11 protein-coding genes and 1 pseudogene are annotated in these 12,965 nt (G+C 39.3%); 5 read left to right on the top strand and 7 right to left on the bottom strand.

Features of this window, described 5'->3' with window-relative positions; genetic code table 11:
- Nucleotides 1-206: 206 nt before the first annotated feature.
- The 3 genes and pseudogenes from V7K56_RS00685 to V7K56_RS00675 all read right to left on the bottom strand — a co-directional run bounded on the left by V7K56_RS00685 (nt 207) and on the right by V7K56_RS00675 (nt 3,516).
- Nucleotides 207-929, bottom strand: coding sequence for a hypothetical protein (locus V7K56_RS00685; RefSeq protein WP_334906605.1), 723 nt, complete (start codon nt 927-929; stop codon nt 207-209).
- A 149-nt stretch (nt 930-1,078) separates the two neighbouring features.
- A pseudogene (locus V7K56_RS00680) lies at nt 1,079-1,549 on the bottom strand (Uma2 family endonuclease); the annotation flags it as partial.
- A 62-nt stretch (nt 1,550-1,611) separates the two neighbouring features.
- Entirely contained in the window at nt 1,612-3,516 is a 1,905-nt protein-coding gene (locus V7K56_RS00675; protein WP_334906603.1) for a GTPase family protein, read from the bottom strand.
- Between the two features lie 204 nt (nt 3,517-3,720).
- Between V7K56_RS00675 and V7K56_RS00670 the strand changes: the two genes are divergently transcribed.
- Entirely contained in the window at nt 3,721-5,037 is a 1,317-nt protein-coding gene (locus V7K56_RS00670) for an AAA family ATPase (RefSeq protein ID WP_334906601.1), read from the top strand.
- Entirely contained in the window at nt 5,022-5,654 is a 633-nt protein-coding gene (locus V7K56_RS00665; RefSeq protein WP_334906599.1) for an RloB family protein, read from the top strand. Before V7K56_RS00670 ends, V7K56_RS00665 begins: the two co-directional genes overlap by 16 nt.
- Before the next feature lie 247 nt (nt 5,655-5,901).
- Here V7K56_RS00665 and V7K56_RS00660 read toward each other — a convergent pair whose 3' ends face one another.
- The 3 genes from V7K56_RS00660 to V7K56_RS00650 form a co-directional block, all read right to left on the bottom strand.
- Nucleotides 5,902-7,002, bottom strand: a complete 1,101-nt coding sequence (locus V7K56_RS00660) for an AI-2E family transporter (RefSeq protein ID WP_334906608.1) — start codon at nt 7,000-7,002, stop codon at nt 5,902-5,904.
- Nucleotides 7,003-7,298: 296 nt separating this feature from the next.
- Entirely contained in the window at nt 7,299-8,732 is a 1,434-nt protein-coding gene (locus tag V7K56_RS00655) for a bifunctional orotidine-5'-phosphate decarboxylase/orotate phosphoribosyltransferase (RefSeq protein WP_334906597.1), read from the bottom strand.
- A gap of 24 nt (nt 8,733-8,756) precedes the next feature.
- Nucleotides 8,757-9,356 (bottom strand): cytochrome b/b6 domain-containing protein, encoded by a 600-nt coding sequence (locus V7K56_RS00650; RefSeq protein WP_334906595.1) that lies wholly within the window; start codon nt 9,354-9,356, stop codon nt 8,757-8,759.
- A 266-nt stretch (nt 9,357-9,622) separates the two neighbouring features.
- Between V7K56_RS00650 and V7K56_RS00645 the strand changes: the two genes are divergently transcribed.
- Complete coding sequence (locus tag V7K56_RS00645) at nt 9,623-11,119, top strand: SIMPL domain-containing protein (protein WP_334906593.1); 1,497 nt, start codon at nt 9,623-9,625, stop codon at nt 11,117-11,119.
- Nucleotides 11,120-11,509: 390 nt separating this feature from the next.
- Nucleotides 11,510-11,944 carry a hypothetical protein gene (locus V7K56_RS00640; RefSeq protein ID WP_334906591.1) on the top strand — a complete coding sequence of 145 codons (435 nt, stop codon included), beginning with the start codon at nt 11,510-11,512 and terminating at the stop codon, nt 11,942-11,944.
- A gap of 48 nt (nt 11,945-11,992) precedes the next feature.
- Here the strand turns inward: V7K56_RS00640 and ebsA are convergent, their stop codons facing one another.
- The gene (gene ebsA / locus V7K56_RS00635; RefSeq protein ID WP_104905290.1) at nt 11,993-12,367 is read right to left on the bottom strand and encodes a type IV pilus biogenesis protein EbsA; all 375 of its coding nucleotides are present in this window, start codon (nt 12,365-12,367) and stop codon (nt 11,993-11,995) included.
- Nucleotides 12,368-12,726: 359 nt separating this feature from the next.
- Between ebsA and V7K56_RS00630 the strand changes: the two genes are divergently transcribed.
- Nucleotides 12,727-12,924 (top strand): hypothetical protein, encoded by a 198-nt coding sequence (locus V7K56_RS00630; RefSeq protein ID WP_334906589.1) that lies wholly within the window; start codon nt 12,727-12,729, stop codon nt 12,922-12,924.
- The last annotated feature ends 41 nt before the right edge of the window (nt 12,925-12,965 follow it).

Below are 12,965 nucleotides of genomic sequence, written 5' to 3'. Positions count from 1 at the left end.
TCATAACTGTAGGCTTTTGCCATAACGCAATTCAATTACCTTTTGAACGCAGACTGTTTACATTATATGTCCTAACTCTCTTGGCGATTGCTATAATTGAGATTTCCCGATTGGAACTTTGAAAAGCATTATGAAAGATGCTGCGCTTTCCGAAGAAGATTTAGACTAAAAGTGATCGTAATTATTTAAAGCTCACACAATAGAAGCTAAATTGGGCAGTTTTGGCTTAGTTGTAGCTTTAGGTAATCAATAAATTCCATAATTTCTGTATCAGTAAGTTGTAGACGCGATCGCTTGCCATATTTCTGCTGCAAATAATCCCTTCCCTGCTCTGGAGTCCAATGTAGTTGGGCTAAATATGTGTCACTTTGAGCTATAAAAACATCACGGGATTTAATCGTTTTTATATTGTTGATTATTTCTGATTGAGATTGATTTTTATCTGGATTAAAATTGTAAATTTTATTAACTTTTAAACTTACTTTTTGCCCTAAAGTTTGCCAGTCTAATTCCTTATGTCCATCCCAACTAACACCTATAGAACGATAATTGACTGGATCGTAAATATTACAGAATACTACTTTTTTATCTCCAGGACTAACGGCAATAGTAAGTGGATAACGCAGTTGTTCAAAAGTAAGAATATCTAAAGACAGCAATAAGCCTTTACTGAAATAGGTATCGCTTCCTGAGCGGATAATATAAGGTTTATCTGCCAAAACATTTAAATCTGTTCTGATAACTTCTCCGAATGTATTTTCAACCCTTTTATTAACTTCTATCCCTGTAATTACCCCAGTCAAAGCTCTCTCATAAATTGGGACGCGTTTTTCATCTTCAGCAAGCATATACCAATAGTGATCGGATTCTTTACTGACAAAGACATATTGAGGTTTTGGGACTGCTCCAAATCCTAATTTTACTTCCATATTTTTGATACAAGTTTTGGTAAATATATTTATTGAACAACCAGTCATGACGATTTGTACCGTCAAGCTATTAGTTGCTATATAGATATAATTCCCTAGCTAAGAAGCTAATTAACATTAAAGCAGCGAAAATTACAAAATTTGGAAATCTATAACAAACTCTCTGGATCGACACCTAGCGCATTCAACCTTTCAATTAACATTTTCACTTTTTGTTCTGCTTCCACCCGTCGCTGTTCTTCAAAAGCTGTGTGTTCTTCGGCTTCCCTGATGCGTTCTTCTGGTGTTAGCAATCTTTGCCCTTCTTCGTCATACCAGTATAGCCACTCCCGCACTATACCTTGATAAATTCCCCGTTCTCGCCCAATTCCTAAACCAATTTCTGGTAGCCAAACAGGATTTCCTGACATTAAGATATATTCCCCATCAACTAAGCGATACACTTCCAAAGGCGACTTTTTACGCCGAAGGGGACTATACACAACGTAGTATAAAATTCCTAATTCTTTGGCATAAAATTCTTTCTTGATATTATATTCTTCTCGATATATTTGGGAAACAACTTCCAATGCTAAAATTGGCAGTTTATTTTCTTCCCACAGCACATAACTTAGGCGTAGTATTTGCAAGAGAATCGAAGATGCATCACAATCTTTCGTAGACATTGCTGATCGCAGGCAAATTATTTGGTGATCGACAGATAATACTCAAATCGTTGCCCGAGTTGTTTAACCGTTAGATTCTGAGTCCAATATTCTACTAGAGCGTGACCAAATGCCCAAGCGTTGCGATCGGGTGAAGCGGAGTTTTCCAGCAGTAGCGGCCAAAGGGATAGCAATTCAAAGTTGAGCGAGTTGGGGTTCAAGAGCGAGAAAAGTTCATATCCCATTTGCAGTTTGCCAATCACAATCGGCAACTGTTCGACAGGAATTTGCTCCGCCAGCATATATGCTAGGGCTGGAGATCCGGTTGAGAGCGTAGAAACAAACTGAAGGACGGGACTTTTGAGCAATGCCGTTAATCCTTGTGTTGTCGTCATTTGGAAGGTGTAGTGGTCGATGATTTTAGCAGCAGCGACGATGCGGGCTTCTAGATTACGCAAAAAGCGGGCGAGACGGAGTTGCTTGGTAGGTGCGATCGCATCCACTAATCCCAACGATAGCGCCTCCACTCCCCAAGCGGTTCGTCTTGTTTTGCTGTCACCTGTAACCACAGGTAAAACTAGATTACAAAAGTTTCCTAACAGTTTTGCCCGATACTCAGTGGCTTCGCGAATGGCAATTTCTTTGGCGCGATCGCCCCATTCCCAATTATAAGGCGGTTGCCATTCGCGGATAGGACGCAGCCGATCTACCTGGGTGACGATCACGATTGCAGGTAAATCTGCAATTTCTGCTTTGATGTCTTGCAAAAAGTCCACATCCATTTGCAGGGCAGGATCGAGAGCAGGGGTAGCTAACAGCAGCAAATCTGCATTGATGGCATAATCAAGCACCAAATTTCGTAGCTTGGCACGGTTGACTTGTTCATAACCAGGTGTATCCCAAAGCGTTAGGGTTTCCCCACTTTGAGTCTGCCATTGATAATTCTGAATGCGATCAGTACTGGGTAAAACATCAACGGCTGCGAGATCCGCCTGAAATAGGGTGTTAATCAGACTACTTTTTCCCGACCCTGTGCGCCCCACCAGCAGAATATTCACGGGTTTTTGCTCAACTGCCTCGGCTGGTTGGGCTTGAGTCAAGATTTCTCGGAGTGTTTGGGTTTTTGCCTTGGGTAAAGTTGGTGTGGAAGCTACGGTTGCTGGAACTGGGCTACGTCCGTAGAGAGCGATCGCTTGTTGACATAAGTTTCTCAGGGCAGCTTCCCGGAATAACTGGCTCAAATTCCCCAATAATTGCTGAGTTGCTTGGTTACTGAAACCCTGACTGGCTTGTTTTGCCACCGCCGCCACCGGATTTAAGATCCACTGTGCCCAGTTCCAAACTTTCCAGAATTTCCGAGCCGATGGTTCCAACTTCCGGTAGACCTCATATCCTTGGTATGCTTGTCCAACCGTTACCTGATTGAGGATTGGGGATAATTTTTGCATCCACCGATCCATGTCATCCACCGTTCCGCGAATCAGCCCGTAAGCTTGGGGGACGTAAATATTCAGCAGGGGATATTGAATCTGAGGATTGTAGATATGAGCGATCGCTACTACTAAATCCTGACATCGCGTCCAAAAAGTTTGCCAGTCTTCCCAAATCGGGCGATCACTTTGTGCTGCTTGGAGAATTTCTTCAAGGGCGGCTTCTGCAAGCTTTGTGGTGTCACTTCCCACAGGTAGCCCTACTGTATCCTCTGCTGTCGATTCCAGTTCTTCACGGACTTGAGTTAATACAGCTTCTACTTGGTTAACAGCTGGTTGAGTCCATTTGACTAGCAGCCAACGCCAACCAACAAATAAAACGGTGAATACACCCCAAATCCAATTAATGCCCCACGCATGAATTTGTGAACCAGCAGACACCAGTAAGAAAATGATGATAAACGCGATCGGAATTGCTAAAACAACCCACTGCCACAGTTTTAATCGCACCATTGCCCCATACCTGCCTTGGTTAGACTTCTTATATTGCTATTGTCGATCTAAATCTTGTGGTGAGTTCTGGATTACCGCGTGTATTACAGTGTAATCTAGCTACTAGTTCGTGTGATGTGTTGTGGTAAAAGTGGAGATTTGCCTGCCTTTAAGATAAGATTTACGTGAATAAATCACAAAAAACTGCCTTGTGGGCGTTGAATTATGCTTGTAGATTTTACGGTTGAAAACTACCGCTCAATTAAAGAACCTGTAACCCTAAGTGCGGTTGCTCAAAAACAAAGCGATCGTCAGACAAGCCAAAACAGCAAACGCAAACGGGTGAAGTCAGATCATGAAATTGCACCTGGATATCATGTTGAAGGTTGGGACATTGAGCTTTTACCTGTTCTAGCAATTTTTGGAGCTAACGCGTCAGGTAAGAGTAATGTTATCCAAGCTCTGGATTATTTATTGCTCATAATAGCTTATGGCACACAGCAAGTAGTCACATTCCAGAAAATATTGAAATATGCAAAATTAGATCCTTTCAAGTTAGATATGATCTCTGCTGAAAAATCTACAAAATTTGAACTAAGAACTTTGTTTGATAATAATATCTATACTTATTCACTAATAATTAATCAAAATAATATAATCTCAGAAAACTTAGACTATGCTTTAAATACAACTAAGCGTCCACGCCGTTTATTTCATCGTCAATGGGATGAGAGTAACAAAAAGTTTATATGGAAAATCGGTGATGATTTTGCTGGAGCACATAATCAACTTCAGGATAATATTAGAGAAACTGAGTTATTTATTAGTACATTAGTAAAATTAAAAGTAGATAGAATTGAGTCTTTTCTAAACTGGTTAAAAACTGGATGGCGCGGAATTAGCTTGGGAAGCGAAGATTTTGACCATGTTTCAATTACGGTTATACAAAATACTAGTACTTATCTATTCAATGAATTACTTAAACAAGCATTAAATATTGTACACAAATTTGACACGGGACTGTCTAGAATAGAGTTAAAAAAGAAATCTGATGCTCAGGCTGATTATAATATATACGCTGTGCATAACACTCATGACGGTAACGAAATACAGTGGCTTTTCGATGAAGAGTCTCTTGGTACTCAGCGTTTATTCTACTTAGCATTCCGCATAGTAGCATGTTTGAATATAGGCGGACTGATAATTGTTGATGAATTAGGCACAAATATTCATCCTAATATTGTAAGAAGTATTATCAGAATATTTCAAAATCCTAAAACAAATCCAAGAAACGCTCAACTGATTTTGACAAGTCATGATAACACGTTACAAAGAAACAACTTGTTACGACGCGACCAAATTTGGTTTACACAAAAGCGAGACGATCAAAGCACTGAGTTGTATCCCCTGACTGATTTCCATGTGCGAAATGATTTAGCGATTGACAAAGCATATTTAGATGGTCGTTTTGGAGCCGTTCCGTTTCTCCCATCTGAAGAGGAAATAATTTTACAGGGTAATGAGCAGTGCCAAGAAAGTTAAATCGCCGCCCACCTAGCAGGAATATTGCTCAGAAAATACTAATTGCTTGTGAAGGAAGTAAAACAGAACCAATTTATTTCAATAGTATTCGCAATGAATTACGTTCATCAATTTTAGATATTATTGTATTGCCTCATCAAAACAAAACTGATCCACGTAGCATTATTGAACGACTCATCGAAGAACGACAACAGAAGAAAAATACCCAACAGTGGAGTGAAAAAGATGAGGCTTGGGCTGTCTTTGACGGAGATGAGCATATTGAAAAAAGTCTGGCAAATTGGCAAAGTGCAATAAATCGAGCTAAAAACCAAAAGATTAATCTGGCAATTACAAATCCTTGTTTTGAACTCTGGTATCTAATTCACTTTCAAGACCATTTTGCACAAATCACTCGTGATAGGTTAGTTAATTTGCTTGAAATGCATATACCAGACTACGACAAATCAATGTGCTTGTATCCAAAACCACTGAAATCGTTAACTGAACAAGCGATTCAACGTGCTGAGAAGATGGCAAAGCAGATAGAACGTAATGAATTATCTGAGCATTCAAATCCCTGCTGTAGTGGCTTGCCTAAACTGATTAGTAGTTTATTAAGTTTAAAGAATAGTTAAAGAAATTACTTAAAATTCTTTTAATCAGTTTTATCTAATTATTGCTTGTTATAAAAACTTAAAATACTCGAAAGCGATGTCTGACGACAAGTCGCTTTGCGTCTATACAAGCAACAATAAAGATAGCGATCGCTTGCCATAAAACCTAAAATACTAGTGAATATGTTGTTGACTTGAGTGAATACGACCTAAATGACACCATTGCAACTTCCCGTTAACGGTAGAGATGGCAATTTTTATCCACAACTCATTGCGATATTGATTTTTCTACCAACAATTCTGATGCTGCTTCACCCTCACCCACGTTATCAGAATTAACAGATTTAGAAAACCCATCTGCTACATCTTTGATAAAACCAGCTACAGGTACCGCAACTAGTAAACCCAAAACTCCGCCAACATTGGTTCCTATAAGCAAAGCAATTAATACCCATATTGGTCTAATGCCAGTAAATTTACCTAATAAACGTGGTGCGATCGCCTGATCGATTACCTGATCGATGACAACAGCTACTGCCAAAACCTTAGCTGCTAGCCAAAAGTCATGTGACGCTATTATTAAAGTTATTAAAACAAGACTGACAACATCACCAAAGGGAATTAAGCTCAAAAGCCCAACTCCCAAACCAAAGAGTAAACCAAACTGGACTTGAAAACCTAAAAATAATAATGTTATTGAAACACCCATAAGCAAAGCCAAAGTTCCCTGACCTATTAAGTAATTTTGGAAGTTTTGCTGAATAGATTGGCTTATCTGCTGGGCAATATTTCCAGGTAACTTCTTAAATATTACCTCCCAAATTCTTGGTCCATCTAACAATAAGTAAAAAGTTAGTACTACTGTGATTAATGCCTCAGAAATACTATCAATTGTATCTATAATAATGCTTAAAAGTTTATCTGAAATAAACTCTATCTCATTTGGTAATTGGTCATTAATTCTTGCTAATAACTGACTGAAATTCACATTTAATTTGTGCCTAAAAAACCAATCATTTACAATCTGAAGCTTTTCTTCGCTAGAATCAATCCATTGGGGAAAGACTTTAACCATTTCATTAAATTGCTCTAAAACAATGGGCATTAAAGTGATACCCAAAGCCACAACAATTACCAATGCTAATATAAAAACTAATGCTACTGCATAGCTGCGTTTAACTCTCCGCTGTTGGAGAATCGAAACAGGATAGTTTAAAATGAATGCAAGCAAGGTAGCCAATACAAGAATTGTTACAACAGGTTGAAAGTTTTTAATCAGTAAAAATGCTAGCCAAACATTGAGAAATCCTAGAGGAAATAACAGTGTAAAAATTAACCATCTAAGTAATTGATTCAGTGAAAAATTCATAATTAATTTCAAAGCGAAAATTATTCTATTTACTAGATTTAACCGAATAATCAAATCTGCTCAACAGGAAGTAGACAATAGACCTCTTGCATAAGTCGAATATACCCACCTTAATCCCCCCTTTTAAAGGGGGGAAACTTGAAATCTTGCCCCCTCCCCAATACATACGGGGAGGGTTGGGGAGGGGTGATTCAAGGATTTTTGCAACAGGTCTAATAAAATTTTTCCCTAGTACAGACACGATTCATCGCGTTTTTCCCTAATTTTCCATTCCCTACTCCCCATTATTCTAATTACTAACTTTCAGTGAAAGCTAAAAATTGCTCCTCATTTATTCGTCCTGCTTGATAGAGAGTATTAGTAATTTCTGAAATAGTTAAAACCGCATGACTGCGATAACCATTTTGCTGTAACCTATCTTTTACCCCCTGTTCATGATCGATAAATACCACAATATCATTAACCTTTAATCCAGCTGATTCCAACTTTCCTGCTCCTTCCATGACACTTTTGCCGCTAATCAGAATATCGTCAACCACTACAACTGTTTCACCAGTATGAAAATTACCCTCAATTACTCTCCGAGTTCCGTGTGCTTTCACCTCTTTACGCGGGAAAATCATCGGACAATGAAGGCGCAAAGCTAAACCAGTCGCAGTAGGTAAAGAACCATAGGGAATGCCTGCTAATCTATCAAAATTCAGGTTCTTCAAAATATCCTCATAAGCTGTGAGAACTTGATTAAAAAGTTGGGGATTAGAAATAATTTTGCGTAAATCGATGTAATAAGGAAATATAGCTCCTGATGCTTGGACAAAGCTGCCAAACATAATGCAGTCAATATCATAAAGTTGTAAAATCAAATCTTGATGGGGATGCTGATTTAGAAAACAAACATCAGGAAACCACACAGAACAAGTAGAATTTTCGTGAATAATTTCAGTTTTGATTTGATTAATTTCTGTACGTAAAGACTGGACTTCCTCTGATAATTGTGCATTTCCCAACATATCTTGAGGAACAGGAATCAGTAAACCATCACCATTACTATTCATGCCAGCTTCTAAAATTTGCTTCAGATTTTGACCCTCCGCCCAGATACTACGCGCAATAATAATTCGTTCAGGTGCAACTGCTCGAATAAGTGCTAAAACTTCAGAATTTGTAGTTCCTACTTCCAAACCCAATTGTTCTGGAGTTCCCCAGGTTTTGGATTCTTTTACTACCTGTAAATAAAGGGGTGATTCGTTTGTAGGATACTGCTGTAAAGTTTCTGCACCTGGATTAGAAGTACAGCATAAAATAAACGCTGCTTTATCAGGATAGACTAAAAAAGGTGCTACGTGATCTTGTCCTGTATAGGGACTGAGAGTGATTGCATCCACCTGCCATTTTGTAAACACAGTCTGGGCAAAGATAGTACTAGTATTTAAGTCACTGTGTTTGGCATCTAAAATCACTGGAATGTGGGCTGGAATAGCTGCTAAAGTTTTATACAGCAGTTCTAAACCAGGAATACCTAACGCTTCGTAAAAGCCAAATGTCGGTTTATAAGCACAAACGAAATTAGAAGTTTCCGCAATAATGAATTGTAACCACTTTTCCAAACCAGCGATCAGTTCTTCAGATTCATAACGCTCAGGCATCATCTCTGGATTTGGATCGAGTCCGACAAATAGTAAGCTTTGATTATTTAAGATATTACGATTCAATTTATCAAAAAAGTTCATTTTTTTAGTTTAAAAAAGTATTGTTTACCAAAACATTGATTCTATTAATTCAGTACCACCAGCTTTACGCCCTAACCCTGAGTGAATCACTACAACTAAGATAATCATGGGCACTGAGGCAAAGTGAACAATTCGTAATGCTTGCCAATCGCCGAATAAATCCACAATCCAGGGAAATTGAGCAGGTTTATACATTCCTATTCCTGTAAATAATGCCAGCAGCAAGATAGGAATAATTGCTGTATAAACAATCCGATGCCAAGCATAAATTAGGCGTTGGGAATTTTGAGTTTTTTGTAATGCTTTGAAATCATTAGCACCGACAAAGCGATGTCGCCAGCGTCGGGTAATTAAAATGTAAATTCCATACCACAACAGATTCAGCGAAAATAGCCACATTGTAGCAAAATGCCAGTGTCTACCTCCTGCCAGCCAACCTCCTAAAGTAAATATTAAAGGAATGTGCAAACCTGCACGTCCACCAAAAACAGGGTTGGCGTTGTAAATTTGTAGTCCACTGGTGAGCATGATAAATACACTAATGATGTTACAAGAGTGGAAAATTTTGGCTCCTATTGCTTGAGTGGGTCGCTTTCGAGTTGGAGAGGGAACGTTAAAAGTCATAAATTTTGATTGATAAAAATTGCGGTTTTTTATCCAAGGGGTATATCGCTTTGTAATCCACGGTAAGTAGTACGGAATTGCTCTTTCTTGGTGGAATGGGGTTTTCTGACGACCCTAGAGTTGTCAAATTATCAGATTTTGGCTGGGGAATGCGAGAGCGTTTTTTATCTAGTATGTATTGGTGATCAAGGCGGTTTACTTTTCAGACATCCTTTAAGATTAAAACATCAACAGATATCAAACATCATTTAAGCAAGGAGAATAAGATGGCTAACACAGCCAATCTCACGGGTGTGGGAAATTTAGGTGTTGCGATCGCCGATCCCCTGATTGGTAGCACTACACCAAACACTGCTCAGATATTGGAAGTTACTGGTCAAGGAGAGGTCAGCGTTGCCACGACTTTAACTGAGGTGCAATTGGAGGTTAAAGTACAGGGAAAAACTGCAACCGAAGTTCAACAAGCAACTGCTCAACGTTCAACAGCGGTAGTTAATGTGCTGCGAAAGCTTGGGGCGCAAGAACTTCAAACTACATCTATTCAATTAAATCCTGTCTATAGCGATGAAAATAATACTCAAACCCTAACTGGCTTTGAAGGCATCAACACACTTGAGTTTGAGTTACCAACAAATCGAGCTGGGGCAGCAATTGACAAAGCTATCCAAGCAGGCGCAAATGTAATAGACAATATCAGCTTCACTGCCTCAGACAAAGCATTGCAGCAGGCACGTCTGCAAGTTCTCAGCGAAGCTGTTAAAGATGCCCAAGCTCAGGCTCAAGCTGTTTTTAGTACTTTGCAGTTAACCCCTGGAAAGATTATTAAGATTGATATTAACTCAGATGACAATCCTAGACCATCTCCTCTGGTGTCTAATCTAACAGCAGATAGAGCGTTTGCAACAGCTACAACTCCTATAATTGGTGGTCCTCAGACAATAGAAGCTAGTGTTTCTCTAGATATCGGTTATTCTCCAAATTCAGTAGGGACTCTCGGTTCGGCTACTGATAATCTCATAGGTGTGGGAAATTTGGGTCTTGCGATCGCCGATCCCCTGATTGGTAGCACTACACCAAACACTGCTCAGATATTGGAAGTTACTGGTCAAGGAGAGGTCAACGTTACCACAACTTTAACTGAGGTGCAATTGGGGATTAAAGTACAGGGAAAAACCGCAAATGAAGTTCAACAAACAGTTGCTCATCGTTCAACAGCGGTAGTTAATGTGCTGCGAAAGCTTGGGGCGCAAGAACTTCAAACTACATCTATTCAACTAAATCCTGTCTATAGCTATGAAAATAACACTCAAACCCTAACCGGCTTTGAAGGCATCAACACACTTGAGTTTGAGTTACCAACAAATCAAGCTGGGGCAGCAATTGACAAAGCGATCCAAGCAGGCGCAAATGTAATAGATAATATCAGCTTCACTGCTTCAGACAAAGCATTGCAGCAGGCACGTCTGCAAGTTCTCAGGGAAGCTGTTAAAGATGCCCAAGCTCAGGCTCAGTCTGTTTTTAGTACCTTGAAGTTAACCCCTGGAGAGATTATTAAGATTGATATTAACTCAGATGACAATCCTAGACCATCTCCTCTGGTGTCTAATCTAACAGCAGATAGGGCGTTTGCAATCGGTACTACAACTCCTATAATTGGTGGTCCTCAAACGATAAAAGCTAGTGTTTCTCTAGATATCAGTTATTCTCCAAATTCAGGAGTGATTCTCGATCTACCTCTTAATAGATTGCAGCAATATGCTTAGAGGATGTTTTAAAAGTCCCAAAAGGTATAATTTTGCCGTTCGACCCTTTTAAAACATCCTCTCAATCAGGAATTACGCAACTGTCATAAGCACGTGGCGCGGTGTAGTTGCGCCACGTGCTATTTTCATTGGTGGTGTCGGTGCTGACTTTTTCCTTTTGGATTTCTTGGAACAACACCAAATAAAATGTGAGCTATCGCACTCTCTAGGATGGCATTGGTGCAAAGAGCGATCGCTATCAGTGGAGCAAGTGCTTTTGCCGCTCAATTCATCACAATTGAAAGCACTGGCACATTATCATGAACTATCGAACTTCCCAGAAATAATCCCAATTTCAATAACAGTATTACTCGTATTGATACGGATGACACTGGAACTTATTACCGGAACTTGGGTACTAATAATAATCCTAATTATGTTCCTGTATACCAGTCAGATTATTTAAAGGTAGATACACGTTCTGATGGAAGTCTGCATTACTTTGTTGACTTTAAAGGTATTCCGATTGTCTCGTTTGATGGTGTTTTTACATCACCGATTCTTTCTGGTGGTCAGTTGACTGCCTTTCTCTACCAGGGACAATTGCCAGGAACCACATTTCAAGGAGTAGTTCGAGATAAATTTAATCTCACAAAAGCCTTTTACACTGGTACTGTCACAGACCCAGATACCGGAAAGAAGTATCAAGGTACTTTTGAAGTGAGTGGATATGGGGAACGATATAGTAATCCCAATGGTAATTTAACTCCCACGGTCTTTGATTTCCAGTCTGATATCCCAGGTTTGCCAAGTGTAACAATCAATTTAAAATTGACAAACTATTAGTGTAATTTTAAATATAAGCCGGACTTTTGCAAATCCGGCTGAGTTTAATCAATCATCTATACGCAGTAGCTTGCGATAAAAGGGTTGTGAAAAATCGGTCACACGATAACGTTTATAGTTGTCCATAAGTTCAATTAAAAAATTAATAAACTCGAAACTAGCCATCATCAGTTCATAACTTAGGTCAGCATTGCCATCAAACTGGATTCGGCAACGGGTTAAGTCTGAGGGTAAAGTAGCAACATTCCAGGAGGCGACAAAGGGGACATGTTCGCTGGCTTCGATCTTCCGATGTCCCTCCAAAACCCCTTTTTGATAAAGACTGATAGCATAGGGTAAGAAATTGCGCCTAGCGCCCTGAACATAAGGTAAGTAAACACTAGCTTGTTGTTGAGTTGCAGGCTGGAGTTGCTCAATAGACATAGTTAAATATTCCTCAAGTTAGTTAACAACTGGGGATATTAGTGGACATTAGTAGTATTCCCCAAAGATGTGCCTAAAGCACATAGTGGGGAGTGGGGGAGTAGTAGTGCCGAGTGCTGAGTTGGCAATCTCACTTCTTTACTCAGCACTTGGAACGGGCTAAACGTCCCGCTTTTGCTAACGGAACTGTTTTGCTCCATGACCAATAAATGAAGTTACTACTAGTCAACCAAGAAAATTATGACAAAATTAAAATTTTATATTTATCGTAGGTATTAAGTTTTTTGGCAAGATAGCTAATTCAGTTTAACGTTGAAGATAAGAAAAAGGTTTAACTTCACTATTAAAGAAATTGTCAGATGGGCAATATTTATCAAGAGATTTGGGATGCAGACCAGGGACATAGCGGCATCAAAGCGGTCAAAAAGGGGGACACAATCGATACTGCAACCAAAGCACAAGGGTATGTGATAGTTGATGAGAAAAAGGATGCAGATGAAGACCATAAATTAATTGTTGAAGTCGTAATACCTGCTGCTAGAAAAAGAGGATGCTAAAATTGAGACCATCAATCGAAACCCTTCAAATCGGGTAGCAG

The sequence above is a fragment of the Nostoc sp. genome (assembly GCF_036917535.1).
Lineage (GTDB): Bacteria > Cyanobacteriota > Cyanobacteriia > Cyanobacteriales > Nostocaceae > Nostoc.
The sequence above is the reverse complement of the archived record's forward strand: the minus strand, read 5'-3'. Positions and strand labels throughout refer to the sequence as shown.